The sequence below is a fragment of the Idiomarina piscisalsi genome (assembly GCF_002211765.1).
In the GTDB taxonomy this organism is placed as follows: domain Bacteria; phylum Pseudomonadota; class Gammaproteobacteria; order Enterobacterales; family Alteromonadaceae; genus Idiomarina; species Idiomarina piscisalsi_A.
Genome location: NZ_CP022133.1, coordinates 1,428,839 through 1,444,314 on the forward strand (window position 1 = coordinate 1,428,839; position 15,476 = coordinate 1,444,314).

14 protein-coding genes and 1 pseudogene are annotated in these 15,476 nt (G+C 46.9%); 10 read left to right on the forward strand and 5 right to left on the reverse strand.

Annotation, left to right across the window (positions count from 1 at the left end; translation table 11 throughout):
- The first annotated feature begins 67 nt into the window (after positions 1–67).
- Positions 68–1,981, forward strand: a complete 1,914-nt coding sequence (locus CEW91_RS06900; RefSeq protein WP_088768280.1) for a methyl-accepting chemotaxis protein — start codon at positions 68–70, stop codon at positions 1,979–1,981.
- Here the strand turns inward: CEW91_RS06900 and CEW91_RS06905 are convergent.
- Positions 1,971–2,378 (reverse strand): HIT domain-containing protein, encoded by a 408-nt coding sequence (locus CEW91_RS06905; protein ID WP_088768281.1) that lies wholly within the window; start codon positions 2,376–2,378, stop codon positions 1,971–1,973. The genes CEW91_RS06900 and CEW91_RS06905 overlap by 11 nt on opposite strands.
- A gap of 21 nt (positions 2,379–2,399) precedes the next feature.
- Complete coding sequence (locus tag CEW91_RS06910; RefSeq protein ID WP_088768282.1) at positions 2,400–2,897, reverse strand: alpha/beta hydrolase; 498 nt, start codon at positions 2,895–2,897, stop codon at positions 2,400–2,402.
- An 89-nt stretch (positions 2,898–2,986) separates the two neighbouring features.
- Here CEW91_RS06910 and CEW91_RS06915 point away from each other — a divergent pair, with 89 nt between their 5' ends.
- Positions 2,987–3,823 carry a hypothetical protein gene (locus tag CEW91_RS06915; protein ID WP_088768283.1) on the forward strand — a complete coding sequence of 279 codons (837 nt, stop codon included), beginning with the start codon at positions 2,987–2,989 and terminating at the stop codon, positions 3,821–3,823.
- A gap of 10 nt (positions 3,824–3,833) precedes the next feature.
- Here CEW91_RS06915 and CEW91_RS06920 read toward each other — a convergent pair whose 3' ends face one another.
- The 3 genes from CEW91_RS06920 to asnA all read right to left on the reverse strand — a co-directional run bounded on the left by CEW91_RS06920 (position 3,834) and on the right by asnA (position 6,311).
- Positions 3,834–4,220 (reverse strand): glutaredoxin family protein, encoded by a 387-nt coding sequence (locus tag CEW91_RS06920; RefSeq protein ID WP_088768284.1) that lies wholly within the window; start codon positions 4,218–4,220, stop codon positions 3,834–3,836.
- 62 nt (positions 4,221–4,282) lie between these two features.
- Positions 4,283–5,266: an LLM class flavin-dependent oxidoreductase gene (locus CEW91_RS06925; RefSeq protein ID WP_088768285.1), complete on the reverse strand. Its 984-nt coding sequence runs from the start codon at positions 5,264–5,266 to the stop codon at positions 4,283–4,285.
- A 28-nt stretch (positions 5,267–5,294) separates the two neighbouring features.
- Positions 5,295–6,311, reverse strand: a complete 1,017-nt coding sequence (gene asnA, locus CEW91_RS06930) for an aspartate--ammonia ligase (RefSeq protein WP_088768286.1) — start codon at positions 6,309–6,311, stop codon at positions 5,295–5,297.
- Positions 6,312–6,445: 134 nt separating this feature from the next.
- On the opposite strand from asnA, the gene asnC reads away from it, so the two are divergent.
- From asnC to CEW91_RS06970, 8 genes and pseudogenes are all read left to right on the forward strand, one after another.
- Complete coding sequence (asnC, locus tag CEW91_RS06935) at positions 6,446–6,916, forward strand: transcriptional regulator AsnC (RefSeq protein WP_088768287.1); 471 nt, start codon at positions 6,446–6,448, stop codon at positions 6,914–6,916.
- Positions 6,917–7,034: 118 nt separating this feature from the next.
- Entirely contained in the window at positions 7,035–9,662 is a 2,628-nt protein-coding gene (locus tag CEW91_RS06940; protein ID WP_088768288.1) for a M14 metallopeptidase family protein, read from the forward strand.
- A gap of 174 nt (positions 9,663–9,836) precedes the next feature.
- The gene (locus tag CEW91_RS06945) at positions 9,837–10,007 is read left to right on the forward strand and encodes a DUF1328 family protein (RefSeq protein ID WP_088768289.1); all 171 of its coding nucleotides are present in this window, start codon (positions 9,837–9,839) and stop codon (positions 10,005–10,007) included.
- A gap of 121 nt (positions 10,008–10,128) precedes the next feature.
- The gene (locus tag CEW91_RS06950) at positions 10,129–11,811 is read left to right on the forward strand and encodes a carbon starvation CstA family protein (RefSeq protein WP_088768290.1); all 1,683 of its coding nucleotides are present in this window, start codon (positions 10,129–10,131) and stop codon (positions 11,809–11,811) included.
- An 11-nt stretch (positions 11,812–11,822) separates the two neighbouring features.
- Complete coding sequence (locus CEW91_RS06955) at positions 11,823–12,095, forward strand: cory-CC-star protein (protein ID WP_058579233.1); 273 nt, start codon at positions 11,823–11,825, stop codon at positions 12,093–12,095.
- A 35-nt stretch (positions 12,096–12,130) separates the two neighbouring features.
- On the forward strand, positions 12,131–13,141 hold the full coding sequence (locus CEW91_RS06960) for an ArsA family ATPase (RefSeq protein ID WP_088768291.1): 1,011 nt from the start codon (positions 12,131–12,133) through the stop codon (positions 13,139–13,141).
- An 89-nt stretch (positions 13,142–13,230) separates the two neighbouring features.
- Positions 13,231–14,246, forward strand: a pseudogene (locus CEW91_RS06965) (zinc-binding alcohol dehydrogenase family protein).
- A gap of 70 nt (positions 14,247–14,316) precedes the next feature.
- On the forward strand, positions 14,317–15,468 hold the full coding sequence (locus CEW91_RS06970; RefSeq protein ID WP_088768292.1) for an efflux RND transporter periplasmic adaptor subunit: 1,152 nt from the start codon (positions 14,317–14,319) through the stop codon (positions 15,466–15,468).
- The last annotated feature ends 8 nt before the right edge of the window (positions 15,469–15,476 follow it).

Here is a 15,476-nt window from a genome sequence, read left to right on the forward strand (position 1 = left end):
TTTTTGACCGATATCAATAATGGATACGTCACCGGCAAGCAAATAGTTCGTATTAATTGAGGTAAGCATGAATTTGCAAAATAAATTAACCCTGAGCATGGCCATTGCCTTAACAACGCTACTCGTTATCGCCCTCGGTATTTCTACTTACATGATGCGCTCACTGATTGAAGAGCGAGTCATCGAGCAGGAATTACCCGCTACCTTAGGTGAAATAAGAGGTGAAATCAGCGAGCTGATTAATACCCCCATCTTAGTTTCACAAGAAATTGCCAACAATCAATACCTTATTAATGCGTTAAAAAACGACAACAGTAAACAGGTTCAGGACGACATCACACAGTACCTGAATCGCATCTATACCAATAGAAACGCTGTTGCCGCCTTTGCAGTCAGTACCCGAAGCCGAAACTACTACACCGCAGATGGTATCTTAAAGCAAGTCTCCCCGTCGGTAGAACGCGATGACTGGTTTTACAACTTTGTCGAAAGTGACGACGAGCAAGCATTGAATTTTGACGTTGATGAAAATTCTGGCACGCCGACAGTCTTTGTGAACGTCCGCATTAGCGACAATGGTGAAACTTTAGGTGTGGGTGGTATTGGGCAAAGTTTGAAAGCATTACAAGACGCCATTGCGAACTTTCAGGTGGGTCAGACGGGTATCGCTTACCTCGTTAACGAAAGTGGCAAAATTCAGGTACACCCGTCTATTAATGACTTTAGAAGTCTCTCTTCAGAAGTAGACGCTGACGTCGCCAATCAAATGTTGAGCAACTCCGAATTCGAAGCTGGCTACAGTTCTCACGGAGGTGAAGACTGGATTGTTGCCAGCACTGACCTGCCTAACACCAACTGGCGCATTATTATTGAAATGCCAGAGTCTGAGCTATATTCCGGCCTCAACCAGACCATTACCGCCATTGTTATTCTCAGTATCGTTATTGGCACAGCCTTTGTTGTAGGTAGCTGGTTCTACGCTAAGAAAATTGTTCGCCCTATTAAATATGTGGCCAAAAACCTTAATCGTATGTCCAACGAGGGCGGCGACTTGACGCAACGACTGGATATTGACAGCAATGACGAGATTGGTGACTTAGCAAAAGGGTTCAATGCGTTTGTGGCAAACCTGGGCAGTATCATTACCCACGTTCGCAATACCGCGTATGAAGTCAATGAAAAAGTCACGTCCATTGATAAATCGATGACGCAAATTGACGGTTTATCGAATGAGCAGGAAAACAAAACAGACCAAGTCGCGGTTGCTATGAATGAAATGGAAACCACGGTTCGTGAGATTGCTGAAAATGCGAACCAAACCGCCAGCCATGCGTCAGAATCTCGTTCGACAACCGAGCAGAATCAAGAGCAGTTGCGCCAAGCGGTCAATACCATGCATGAGTTGTCCGACTCGATGCAAAAAGCAGCTAGCTCGGTAGAGAACCTGGCCAACGACGTCGAAAGCATTGTGACCGTCATTGATACCATTGAGGGTATTTCGGAGCAAACCAACCTACTTGCGCTGAACGCGGCAATTGAGTCAGCCCGGGCAGGTGAAGCGGGTCGTGGTTTTGCGGTTGTTGCTGATGAGGTCAGAACCTTGTCACAGCGAACCAGTCAATCAACGGAAGAAATTCGCCAGAAAATAACGCGTTTACAAGATGGCTCCCGCAATGCAGTTTCAGCAATGGAGCATAATCGTAAACAAGCGCAAAGCACCAGTGAAAAACTCAGCGATGCGGATAATAAACTGAATGAACTTGTGAACTTAATTCAGGAAACAGCGGATATGAGCACGCAAATAGCGACCGCAACAGAAGAGCAAGCGTCAGTGAGTCAGGATGTCGCGGCTAATATCCAGTCCATTGCTGATTTTGCGACACAAGTATCGACAGCTGTTCGCGAAAGCCATAGCGAGTGCGAGCAAATGTCGTCACTGGCTGATAGCCTTCGCAAACAACTGGAACAGTTTAAAACGTAATGTCGGCAAACAACTCTTGCAGCCGCGCCACTTCTTTATCAGAAAGCGGCTGCATTGGTTTTTTGCCCCATACCGGATCAGGCCAGGAAACGTCACTAATAAACCGCGCAATATGATGAATATGCAGTTGTGGTACTCTATTCCCCAATGCCGCCACATTGAGTTTATCGGGCTTGTATTCAGCCTTTAGCCAATGACTTAAAAACGAACTTTCGTGCAAAAATTGCAGTTGCTGCTCTTCATTCAGGTCACAGATTTCGCGGGCATCTTCCACTCGTGGAATGAGCAGAAACCAAGGATACTGAGCGTCATCCATTACCCTCACCTGACACAATGGCCAGTCCGTTAAAAAATAACTGTCTTCGAGCAGTGGTTTTGCAATCGGAAATTCGCTCATCAATCACTCCTTTTGAATGTTTTACGCCTCAATATCATCTAAAAACTGAGAAAACAACTCAGTAACTTTAGGTAGCGTCGTAATTAAACGATGGTCATCATTCAGTATATGCAATTCTGTTGAATGCTGCTTTGCGAAGCGCCAGCTATTTTCGACGGGCACTATATCGTCCTGCCAACCATGCACAACTGTCGTCCGTTTAGGTACTGTCACCGCATCAAAGTCCACATTACCACCTAAGTAAAAAGCCGGTGCCAGAACAAACAGTCCCTTGCAGGCCAAAAATTCGGAACAAGCTGTGGCCACGTACCCACCCATGCTGGAGCCAACTAAAACAACAGAACCATCAACTAATGTTAATTTTTCTCGAAGTTTATTAACACGATTATCAACATCATCAATGCCCTGATAATCGATACTGGCTACCTTAAACCCTTTACTTTCAGCAATCTTGGCCATTTCTTTGATTTTAGTTCCCCATGGGCCACTTTCCTTACCATGACTAAAAACAACATTCATATATCAAAGCCCTATATTTTTTGTTTAACTTACGCTAAAACTAAGAGTATGGATTCAGCTAAAAAGCACAGTGCGCATAGGAGATGATTATGCCTATAAAAAACGGTTTCTCGCTACTTGCGTTAGTACCCGCTTTATCGGGTGCCCTCCTGTCGGCAAGCGCTGTGGCGAACAACGATATTACCTGGGGCGTTAACTCGGCACCACCTTTTCATATTTACGATGGTGAATACAAAGACGCTGGCGTTTGCGATGCGTTGGTCAGTGCGTTTCAACAAGAATTACCCCAACATGTCCATAATATAAGAAAGCTTCCGTCACGACGCATCACCATGATAATGAAACGCAACAAGAACCTGTGCTTTCCCTGCGTCATTAAAAACAGCGCTTATAACACCACTTTTCTCTACAGTGATACGACACACAAATATGCCCCACATGGGGTGATCACCGATCGCGACACCGGTCAGTACATCACCGCCAAATATGGTTACCCGATTCAGTTTGAACAGCTTGCGAAAGACACTGATTTACGGTTTGGACAACCGGATGAACGGCGCTATGGAAAATTACAGCCATTTATCGACGACTACCTGCTTAATGCCAGTAATTTCAGTTTCATTAGCGGACAACAATCGCATGTTAATGTCCTGGCCATGATACTCAACGACCGTATTGACTACACCGTCGACTACGAAATGGTTAAAACCTACTATCAACGCACCCACGACGACGGTGATAAACTCAGCTTTATTCCGATAGCAGAATACGCCGGCGAGGTCATAGAGGGCGCTGTTGGCTGTACACGAAACGAATGGGGTAAACGCACCATAGAAACTCTGAACAGCGCTATTAGCTCGGTGCAAAGCAATTCAGAGTTTCAACGGGCGTTAGAGCGTTGGTTAGGTCCAAACCGACCGCGTTAATGTGGCCACTTTAACCGAAACGCTTTTCCAAATATTGGTTGATATCATCAGACTCATACATCCAGGTAGTTGAGCCGTCATCTTCACTAATACGTAAACAAGGCACTTTCACCTTACCGCCGCCCTGCTCCAAATCCGCTCTGTGAGTCTTATCATGCTGGGCATCACGGGTTTCAATAGGTAGTGACAAACGCGCAATGGTTTTGCGGACCTTTATACAAAATGGACAGGTTTTAAATTGGTATAACGCCAGGCTTTTACATTGTTCGTCCACTTTACTCTGCTCTTCTGCACTGCGATCAACACCCTTTGGCGTTGTCAGCTTTTCGCCAATTATCATGAACGGCATTAAAATAAGACGAACCAAGCGGAAGAAATAACGAATAACGATACGCATAAATCGAAAACTCAACTAATGGTAAATTAAGACCGACAGCTTAGCACATATCAGCCTCTTGCTTAACGCGCGTTTAATATCTCACCGGCAATCTCCAAGCTTCTTAAACGAGCCTTATGGTCGTACGCATGGCAGGTTACAATGAGCTCATCAATACTGGTTTCCTCGATAAACTGATTCATATGACGACTGACCGTGTCTTTGGTACCTACGGCAGTATAAGTGAGCGCATGGTTTGCGCCGGCAATTTCCTGAGGTGAGCCAACACGACTAATATCATAAACTGGTGCTTTCAATTTACCTGGCATTCCCCGCCTAAGCGCAATAAATTGTTGCTGCATAGAGGTCATCATCTGCCTTGCGTCGTTTCCTGTGTCGGCAGCAAATACGTTCATCGCGGCGGCAGCGTAAGGCTTATCTAAATATTGTGACGGTTTAAAGTTGTCCCGGTACGCTTTTAATGCATGATGCAAATAATCCGGCGCGAAGTGAGAGGCAAAGGCGTAAGGCAGCCCTAAATGGGCAGCCAATTGTGCGCCAAAGGTACTTGAGCCTAGTAACCAAACGGGTATCTTCTGCCCATAACCCGGCACCGCTTTTATGACATCGGCGGGCTGAGCCTCAGCAAGGTAACTCAGCAGTTCTTGTACATCGCGCGGAAAGTTTTCCGCATCATTTGGGCTACGGCGTAAGGCTCGTAGTGTCGCGCCATCCGTGCCCGGCGCTCTGCCTAATCCTAAATCCACTCGCCCCGGGTATAGCGCATCTAGAGTGCCAAACTGCTCTGCCACTATAAAAGGTGCATGGTTCGGCAACATGATTCCGGCCGATCCCACTCTGATACGCTCTGTTTTACTGGCGACATAACTTAATGCCACCGCCGTTGCGGCTGACGCTATGCCCTCCATATTGTGGTGCTCTGCCATCCAGAAACGGGAGTAACCCCATTTTTCAGCGTGCCGGGCTAAATCAGCCGAGTTTTGCAATGCCTGAGCAACGGTTCCCTCTTCAGTCACCGGCGCTAAATCCAATAATGAATATTTCATAACCACTCAAAGCAATAACTGATACCTCTTATATTGGCGTTGCCTGTTTAAATTCAAGAGGCGGCTTTGCGCTTTGTTGGACGTCGTCAGGCCAGACACTGGTTTGCACTTTAGCAATGTGGTTTTCCTGCATTAGAAACATCACTACTCGCGACTGACCAATACCACCACCTACCGTTAATGGCAACTTCCCCTCTAGCAAAGAGCGATGCCAGGGCAACGTTGCTTTAGACGGTACATGGCTCAACTCTAATTGTCGTTGCAATGATTTCTTATCCACTCGAATTCCCATCGACGAAAGCTCCAACGCATCATCAATAGCCTCATGCCATACCAATAAGTCGCCGTTTAGTCCCGTTTCACCTGTCTCGGCTATGCTGCTCCAGTCATCGTAATCAGGTGCCCGCATATCATGAGGTTTGCCATCACTTAAACGAGCTCCAATACCAATAATAAATACGGCGCCTTGCGTTTGGGTAATGGCTCGCTCGCGCTGCTTCGGGCTGAGTTCCGGATATTGCTGAGCCAAGGTTTCGCTGTGAATAAAATAAACCTTTTTTGGTAACGCTGTCCCGACAGAGCGAATGTCAGGAATACGCTCGATAGTGTTCAGCAACGCTGAATAGATAAGCCCAACCGTGTGTTTCAAGTAGCCAACACTTCGTTGTTTATCAGTGATGACTTTTTCCCAGTCCCATTGATCGACATAAACGGAGTGCTTTTGCCCCAGTATTTCCTCATCCGGACGTAACGCCGTCATATGCGTTAAAATGCCTTCACCTTCGCTAAAGCCATACTCACCTAATACTTGTCGCTTCCACTTCGCTAACGAATGCACCACTTCGTAGGTTTTATTCGGAATCGCTTTTATGGACACTTTGACGGACTGCTCCTTTCCTGAAAGATCATCCTGCACGCCGGTTCCGCACTCGCTTAGTAACGGCGCCTGAACCTCAGCTAGGTTGAGCGCCTCAGCCAGTTCCTGGGTAAATTGCGCTTTAATTTGTCGAATGAGTTGCTGTCGTTTTAAAAATGAATATTTCATAAGTATCTCCCGCCGTTTGTTAACTTATTAACACTAAAAAACGACAGGCATTCAACAGGTAAAAATAAAATTAGCGTTTCACTGTGAATAATTTAAAATTAAACCCAATATATTCATTAAAACGTTAACGCATCATGAAAAAAGCAACGCAAAATTATCAAATCGACAATTTGGACAAAAATATACTGTCAGAATTATTAGCCGACGCTCGCAAAGCCTACAGCGACATCGCTAAGCGCTACAAAGTGAGCCCCGCAACCATTCATGTTCGTGTCGAAAAGATGCGCGCCGCAGGCATTATTGACGGTACACATTTGCTGGTTAACTCAAAAGCATTGGGTTATGAAGTATGCTGCTTTATTGGTATTACTTTGCGTCAGGCCGGTGATTATCCGGCTGCTATCGCTAAGCTTGAAAAGTTAGAGGAAGTCATCGAGGCACACTACACCACCGGTCAGTACAATGTGTTTATCAAAATACTGACCCGCTCAATTGACGACTTACAGCATATTCTGATTAACCGCATTCAAGCCATACCAGAAATACAGTCAACAGAAACATTAATTTCGTTACAACAGCCAATAAAACGTGACTTGCAGCCTTAATCTGTCTAGTCATTTACCTCAGGAATGAAACGAAACACCGAAAAAGAAGCGCTTATCTACCAGTATCTGTTAGGGTAAAGTCACTCATAATAGTCACTAGAATAAGAAGGAAGCCCGTATGTTACGAAAGTGCATTCGTTACGTCAGTGCGCTCACAGTCGCTATCGTTGCGGTACCATCGATAGTCTCTGCCGAGAACTTGTCGTACTACTTACCCTCGGATGTCAGCTATGACGAAAGCATAACCAAGCCTAAAGAAGCGCTGGGTTATAACGTTGGCGACTGGCACGCTCGCCCAGAGCAGATTGTTAACTACATGAAGCTACTGGCGGAAGAGTCTGATCGCATTACCATTGAAGAAACGGGACGAACTCATGAGCAGCGCCCGTTAGTCTTGCTAACGGTGACGTCACCGGATAACCACAAAAACATTGAAGACGTCCGCAAGCGTCACTTAGCGGCGGCTGATACCTCTCGCGATGCCGATCCTAACAACACGCCCTTAGTCTTATACATGGGCTACAGTATTCACGGTGACGAGTCCAGTGGCAGTAATGCGGCTATTTTATTGGCTTATTACCTGGCGGCAGCGCAAGGCGAAGCTATTGACGCTGTATTAAACGATTCAGTGGTGCTTTTAGACCCGGCATTCAACCCAGACGGCTTGGCGCGTTTTGCGCAATGGGCAAACCAGCATAAAAGCCAAAACCTGGTCGCAGACCCACAAAGTCGTGAACACGTACAGCCGTTTGTTCGTGGCCGCGTGAATCACTACTGGTTTGATCTGAACCGTGACTGGTTGCTGTTGCAACACCCTGAGTCACGAGCTCGAATCGCTAACTTCCAGAAATGGAAGCCAAACGTGCTCACCGATTACCACGAAATGGGCACTAACAGCACTTACTTCTTTCAGCCAGGCATCCCGTCACGGAAAAACCCGCTGACACCGGATGAGAATGTACGTTTGACCGAGATATTAGCAGCAGAGCATGCGGACTCGCTGGATGATATTGGTAGCCTTTATTATACCGAAGAGTCATTCGATGATTTCTATTACGGTAAAGGTTCAACCTACCCTGATATTCAGGGTGCCGTTGGTATTTTATTTGAGCAGGCATCAAGTCGTGGACACCTGCAGGATTCCGTAAACGGTGAAGTGGCCTTCCCATTCACGATTCGCAATCAGTTTGTTGCCTCACTTAGCACCATTTACGGCGCTCATAAAAGCAAAGCTCGCTTTATTCGTTTTCAGGAGCAAGCGTACGACAATGCACTGGAAGCAGCCGCTAGCCAAAACTTCGATGGTTATCTGGTTGGCGATGCAACAGACGCTTCACGCCTGCAAGGCTTCGTTGATATTTTGAAACAGCACGGAATCGAAGGCTATCGCATTGAAAAGGACATCGAAAAAGACGGTGAAGTGTACAAAGCTGGCCAAAGCTACTTCATTCCAGCGAAGCAAGACCAGTTTGGCTTAATTCAGGGTATCTTCAGCACTCGCAAAGACTTCCCCGACAACACTTTCTACGATGTGTCAGGCTGGACCTTAGCGCACGCGTTCAACTTACCGTTTACGACCCACCGGGGTCGCATCCAAATTGCAGACAACGCATGGGATGCGCCGGTTCAACAGCAAACGACATTGGAAGACGCCTACGCTTATGCTTTCAACTGGGACAACTACAATGCACCGGCGCTGTTACAAAGCTTGCTTGAAAACAACATTCACGCTCGTCAATCAACCAAGTCATTTGCCGTAAAAGCTCAGGGGCAACGTAAAACTTTTGAGCCGGGTGCGGTTATTGTGCCTAAGGCGTACCAGAACAAAGAGTGGCATCAGGTGCAGCGCATTTTAGCCACCCTGGCAAAAGAGCACAAAGTGGCGGTTACCTCAATTAGCACAGGCCTGACACCTGAAGGCGTCGATTTAGGCAGCCGTAACATTCAGCCGGTCGAAAAGCCGAGCGTGATGATGATGACTGGTGACGGCGTTAACCTATACGAAGCTGGCGAAGCTTGGTACTACCTGGATCGCCATGTGGGTATTCCGCTTTCGATGGTCGATACCGATCGCCTCTCACGTGTTGATTTAATCCGCTATTCCCACATTATTATGGTCGATGGCTGGTACAACAGTTACCTTTCAGATGACATCAAAGAGAAGCTAAAACAGTGGGTTCAGCAAGGTGGCGTCCTTATTGGTCAACGTGGCGGCGCTGAATGGCTGTCAAACAATGGTTTGCTGCACGCTCGCTATGTGGACAGCGAGGTGTTTCAAAATGCGTTCAAACAGGACGGCCTGACCTACCAGGAGCGAGATGACTTCTACGCAGAGCAACGTATTGCCGGCGCTATTTTCTCGATGGACGTAGACACTTCACACCCGTTGTTCTATGGCTTCCCGCGCGAAAATATGCCGGTATTCAAAAGCTCATTAGAAGCATTTGAAACACCAGAGTCACCTTTTGTGTCTGTTGCTAAATACAGCAACAAACTCTTACTGAGTGGCTATGCAGACGAGCGCAACCGCGACATTCTGAAAGGTAAAACCAACATTGCGGCACATCGCTTTGGTGACGGTCATGTTATTGCTTTCACGGATAACGTAAACTTCCGTGCTTATTTCTGGGGCACAGCAAAACTGTTGAGCAATGCGATTTACCTAGGCGATCGCATCGACGTTTACGCACAACCGCTAAAAGATAAAGCAGCAGCGGATGAGGAAGCTGCGGCGCAATCACACTAAGGTCTGCATAGAACCTTAAAGTCAGACACTGCCTGGTATTCCAGGCAGTGTCTTTTATCTCTTCCCTATCATCCTTCTTTCCTCACAACCTTTACATTTTCTTTGCTGGCAAAGCGTAAATTCCTGGTCTACCTTAACTAGTGACACTTAAAATCTCATAAAAAAGAGGTGCTTATGTTACGTTGGGTATTAATCTTTTTAGTCGTCGCTGTCATCGCAGCGATATTTGGTTTTGGTGGAATTGCAGGTGCCGCTGCTGAAATCGCCAAAATCATTTTCTATATCTTTATTATTCTGTTTGCGATATCTCTGGTTGTTCGCCTCATGAGAGGATCGGGAAGGTAATTAAGGGGTTAGACAAACAATTAGACATTGGTCGAATGCACACTATTATTGAATATGCGCTACACTAGCGCACTGTATTTGATCAATGTCATTCTAACCCAATAACAACGAGGCTAACGCCATGAACGCTATCGTCATGATGCTTTTAGGTTTAGGCGCAATGTTTCTCGGTTATGTGTTTTACTCAAAATTCATTGCCGAAAAAATCTTTAAGCTTGATCCTAATTTTAAAACCCCCGCCCATGAACTCGAAGACGGCGTCGACTTTGTTCCGACCAATAAATACGTACTTTGGGGTCACCATTTTACTTCTGTTGCAGGTGCTGCTCCTATCATCGGACCAGCAATTGCGGTTATCTGGGGCTGGGTTCCCGCATTTTTGTGGGTCGTTTTTGGTACGATTTTCTTCGCGGGTGTTCATGACGCTGGCGCCATTTGGGCAAGTAACCGCAACAAAGCTAAGTCTATCGGTAATTTAACTGGTGATGTTGTTGGGAAACGCTCGCAGACATTATTTATGATTGTCATTTTCCTGGTATTGCTAATGGTTAACGCCGTATTTGCCACCGCAATTTCAGGTTTGCTGATTAAATTCTCAAGCTCCGTTGTGCCGGTATGGGGGGCCATCTTTGTTGCGCTCATTATCGGTCAAATCATTTTCCGCAAGTGGATGGGGCTTGGCATGATTTCCGTGCTTGGTGTCATCGCTTTGTACGTACTAATTTGGATTGGACCATCAGTGCCTCTGGAGTTACCTGAGACCGTTATGGGTGTCAGCGATAATGCGCAATGGGTACTTATTCTGTTTGGTTACGCGGCTATTGCTTCGTTACTGCCAGTTTGGGTGCTGTTACAACCACGTGACTACATTAACGGTCTGCAACTATTTATTGGCCTGATTCTTCTTTACGGCGCCACCCTACTCTTGGGGCCTGAGATTTCTGCTCCGGCGTTTAACACCAATACGCCTGAAGGCACGCCATCCATGCTGCCGTTGCTTTTTGTTACCATTGCCTGTGGTGCAATTTCCGGTTTCCACGGTTTGGTGGCTTCAGGAACCACCTCTAAGCAGCTGGACAAAGAAACGGACGCACGCTTTGTTGGTTATTTCGGCGCTATCGGTGAAGGCTCGCTGTCACTGGCAACCATTATTGCAGCTACCGCAGGTTTTGCGACACTGGCTGACTGGGAAGCCGTCTACTCGTCATTTGGTCAAGGCGGTGTTTCGGCATTCGTTGAAGGTGGTGCCAACATTATTAGTCAGGGTATTGGTCTGGAAGCCGATATTGCTGAAACATTATTGACCGTCATGGCGGTGTTATTTGCCGGTACGACAATGGACACCGGTCTTCGTCTGCAGCGCTATATTTTCCAGGAGTGGGGAGGTCTATACAACATTCGCTGGATGCAAAAAGCCTTGCCTGCCACCTTACTAGCCGTCGGTTCATGTTTATTGCTAGCCTTCGGAGCCGGCGGAGCTGACGGTACAGGCGGTCTGGTCATTTGGCCTCTGTTTGGTACGACTAACCAGCTACTTGCCGGGCTCACACTGTTGGTGATTACCGTTATGTTGGTACGTTTAGGCCGTCCAATGTATTACACCTTATTGCCGCTTATTTTCTTATTAATAATGACGGTATTCGCGCTTATCGTTCAGCTGAAAGGCTTCTACGATAAAGGCGACTGGTTCCTGTTATCTCTTGACCTTGTGGTTCTTGTAGCAGCTATCTGGATTGCTCTGGAAGCAAGTGCCAGCTTGTCGAAGATTAAGAAGGAACAAAAAGCTGAGAAAAGTAACGGGTAATTGATATGAGCATGAACATTCATTCGGTAAAACGATGGTTCAGCCGAGCGGGCGAATTGGTCAACGAGTTTTATAACGCCCCCTACCGCTCTGCCATCGCTCGCGCTAAACGCGACGAAGATGACTTGTTCATGCTCTTAGTTTACTCCGAGATAATGGGCGTGCCGAATCCGGCCGCTTATTACACATTAGAATTACAACCGTTAATGCTCGAACGCTTTCACGAATGGCACAAAAGAATGGGGATGGAGCACTCACCGCTTGACCACTTCCGTTGCTGCTAGTCGATTTTTTCACCCTCCACTAAAGAGCTCGTTGTATGCAGTTATCCAGTAAAAAAATCTTACTTGTTGGCGGCAAAGGGGGTGTTGGCAAGACAACAGTCTCGTCCGCGCTTTCCATGTTAGCTGCGAAGAACGGCAAAAAAGTGCTACTGGTATCCACTGACCCGGCTCACAGCCTGTCCGATGTCTTCAATATGGATATCGGTGATCGTTTGCACCACGTTTCTGACAACCTCACGGTTATGGAGATTGATCCTGATAAAGAAGTGAAAGAGCACATTGCTCGTGTTAGCTCGCAAATGAAGCGTTTTACCAACCCCGACCTATTTCCTGAAATTGAACGGCAAATGCGATTGACACAGCAGTCACCGGGTGCGCAGGAAGCCGCTATGCTCGAACGCATTTGCAACATTATTGACCAGGCCGAGCAAGACTACGATTTGCTCATATTTGATACTGCGCCGACCGGCCATACATTACGTTTATTATCGCTCCCCGAAGCTATGGCAGCCTGGACACAAGGCATGCTGCGTTCGCAAAAGCGCTCAGAAGAATTCGACAGTGTGTTAGAGCATTTGTCACCGAAAGCCGGTAAGGACATTAATAACCCTATGGCGAACCCGTCTGACAACGCCAGTGACGGAATGTCGGATAAAACCAAAGCGATTACCGAACAACTACTCAATCGACAGCGTCTTTTTCAACGTACTCGCCGACTGTTACAAGACCCGAATTATACCGGCATTTTGTTCGTGCTAACGCCTGAGCGTTTGCCAATTAACGAAACTCAACGTGCCTTACTGTCACTGACTGATGAAAAACTACCGGTTTCAGGAGTGGTCGTGAATCGTATCTTACCTGAGTCAGCAGACGGTGGTTTTCTGGCGAAGCGTAAAGAACAAGAGCGAGCCTATCTAGAGACTATTGAGCAGACGTTTGCTCGGTGGCCTAATTTCAGACTTTATCTGCAAGAAGAAGATATTCAAGGTGTCGATGCCCTTTCCGCATTTGCCAAAGAGCTAGAACAAAGTGGCTTTTCTGCCTAAACCTTTCTAATTTCTTTCATCGCAGAGTCATCGTTATGACCTAAACTGCGTATATATAACTATTTAACCTCAAGAATAAGGAGTAGACGATGCGTGCTGTCGGATACCAACGATCTCTTCCTATTGATGACCCTAAGTCTTTAGAGGACATTGAAATTGACAAACCAACAGCGGGTAACCATGACTTATTGGTCAAAGTGAAAGCCGTTTCCGTTAACCCAGTTGACACTAAAATCAGAATGCGCGCGGAGCCAGAGTCCGGTCATAAAGTTATTGGTTGGGACGCTGTTGGCGAAGTGGTTGAAACAGGTAGCAAGGTGAAAGGCTTTAGCGCCGGTGACCGTGTCTGGTATGCCGGCGACTTAACACGCCCCGGCTGTAACGCAGAGTATCAAGCCGTTGATTACCGTATTGCCTCACACGCACCTAGCACTTTAGATGATACTCAAGCGGCGGCTATGCCACTAACGACTATTACGGCCTGGGAGCTGCTCTTTGACCGTTTACAGATTGATGCGCCCTCACCTCACGAGAAGCGTAACTTACTCATTATAGGTGGTGCCGGCGGTGTTGGTTCAATACTTACGCAATTGGCGGTACAACTGACAAACGCTACGGTTATCGCAACCGCTTCCCGTCCTGAGTCTCAACAGTGGGTGAAAGCCTTGGGCGCACACCATGTTATCGATCACAGCAAGCCGCTGGGTGAGCAAATTGAAAATCTCAATATTGGCCAGGTAACCGATGTGGCCTGTTTAACGCACAGCGAGCAGTATTTCGAACAAAGCATGGACTTTATCGCCCCCAAGGTCGCTTTAGCTTAATTGATGATCCCGCAGAGCCTTTGGATGTCCGCTTATTGAAACAGAAGAGCATCAGTTTGCATTGGGAATTCATGTATACCCGTTCGATGTTCACAACCGCCGACATGATAAAGCAGCAAGAACTGTTGCAATCGGTAGCGAATTTAGTCGACAACCATCAGATACGCTCGACGCTAGGCCAGAATCTTGGCTCAATGAATACAGAAAACTTGAAACAGGCGCATGCGGCGTTAGAAACGCATAAAACGATAGGCAAAATCGTCTTAACCGTCGAGGAATAGTTTTACAAACATACATGAATGTATGTATAATTCTGCGGTACTTAAAAATAGACCAGCTAGAGGTATTTTGATGAAAAAGCGCTTTCAAATTGCGCCGTTATTTGCAGCGGGTATTTTAGCGTCTGCCGTCCTTAGTGGCTGTGGTGACGCGCCGCAGCAGAGCCAGCAGCAACAGACTCCACAGGTCGAAGTGATAACGGTTCAACCAGAGTCTCTTGAGCTCAGCACTCAGTTGCCTGGCCGTACTGCCGCGTTTCGCGTTGCAGAAGTTCGCCCACAGGTCAGCGGTGTTTTACTAGAACGCACCTTTGAAGAAGGTACTTTTGTCGAGAAAGGTCAACAGTTGTATCAAATTGACCCGGCAACTTACGAAGCAGAATTAGCCAGTGCCAAAGCGGAAGTACAACGGGCAAAAGCGGTTTTACGCAGCTCAGAGCTTCGCTATAACCGTTTTCAGGAGCTTATCGAAGAAAACGCGGTCAGTCAGGACGAGTTTGACAGTGCCGAAGCCACTTATCTACAAAATAAAGCGGCGGTGGCATTAGCCGAAGCACAACTTAAAAACGCTCGTATCAACCTTGAATATACCAAGGTCAATGCCCCTATTAACGGTATTATTGGTCGTTCAAACTTTACCGAAGGTGCTTTAGTGACAGCTTCACAGCAAGAACCTCTGGTTACTATCAATCAGCTTGACCCTATTTACGTAGACATTAGCCAATCCAGCAAACAATTCATGCAACTTCAGGCTGACATCCAGTCCGGTCGAATTGAAGCGAATGAATCAGGCAATGCGCCGGTTCGTTTAGAGCTAAACGGTTTAGACTTTAACCAGCAAGGCGAGCTGCTGTTTTCAGAAGTCAGCGTTGAGGAAGATACTGGTGCAATTTTATTAAGAGCTGTCTTCCCGAACCCGGACAAAACCTTATATCCCGGTATGTTTGTTAGAGCGGCAGTCAGTGAAGGTACTATTAACACGGCTCTCCTACTACCACAAAAGGCCGTCACCCGTGATCCGCGTGGTCGCCCTTACGTCATGCTGGTTAACGACAAAAACCAAGTCGAGCAGCGCATGATAACGACCGAACGAGCCATTGGCAGTGACTGGCTGATCAGCAGCGGTGTTAAAGAAGGTGACACCATTATTGTGTCTGGCCTTCAAAAAGTTCGTCCAGGCGCGACAGTCCAAATTACAAACTCTGCCTCTAATGAACAGCAGTAAAGGATTCA

Coding starts and splice junctions, on each gene's coding strand:
- CEW91_RS06900 (WP_088768280.1), top strand. CDS start 68: ATGAATTTGCAAAATAAATTAACCCTGAGCATGGCCATTGCCTTAACA.
- CEW91_RS06905 (WP_088768281.1), bottom strand. CDS start 2,378: ATGAGCGAATTTCCGATTGCAAAACCACTGCTCGAAGACAGTTATTTT.
- CEW91_RS06910 (WP_088768282.1), bottom strand. CDS start 2,897: ATGAATGTTGTTTTTAGTCATGGTAAGGAAAGTGGCCCATGGGGAACT.
- CEW91_RS06915 (WP_088768283.1), top strand. CDS start 2,987: ATGCCTATAAAAAACGGTTTCTCGCTACTTGCGTTAGTACCCGCTTTA.
- CEW91_RS06920 (WP_088768284.1), bottom strand. CDS start 4,220: ATGCGTATCGTTATTCGTTATTTCTTCCGCTTGGTTCGTCTTATTTTA.
- CEW91_RS06925 (WP_088768285.1), bottom strand. CDS start 5,266: ATGAAATATTCATTATTGGATTTAGCGCCGGTGACTGAAGAGGGAACC.
- asnA (WP_088768286.1), bottom strand. CDS start 6,311: ATGAAATATTCATTTTTAAAACGACAGCAACTCATTCGACAAATTAAA.
- asnC (WP_088768287.1), top strand. CDS start 6,446: ATGAAAAAAGCAACGCAAAATTATCAAATCGACAATTTGGACAAAAAT.
- CEW91_RS06940 (WP_088768288.1), top strand. CDS start 7,035: ATGTTACGAAAGTGCATTCGTTACGTCAGTGCGCTCACAGTCGCTATC.
- CEW91_RS06945 (WP_088768289.1), top strand. CDS start 9,837: ATGTTACGTTGGGTATTAATCTTTTTAGTCGTCGCTGTCATCGCAGCG.
- CEW91_RS06950 (WP_088768290.1), top strand. CDS start 10,129: ATGAACGCTATCGTCATGATGCTTTTAGGTTTAGGCGCAATGTTTCTC.
- CEW91_RS06955 (WP_058579233.1), top strand. CDS start 11,823: ATGAACATTCATTCGGTAAAACGATGGTTCAGCCGAGCGGGCGAATTG.
- CEW91_RS06960 (WP_088768291.1), top strand. CDS start 12,131: ATGCAGTTATCCAGTAAAAAAATCTTACTTGTTGGCGGCAAAGGGGGT.
- CEW91_RS06970 (WP_088768292.1), top strand. CDS start 14,317: ATGAAAAAGCGCTTTCAAATTGCGCCGTTATTTGCAGCGGGTATTTTA.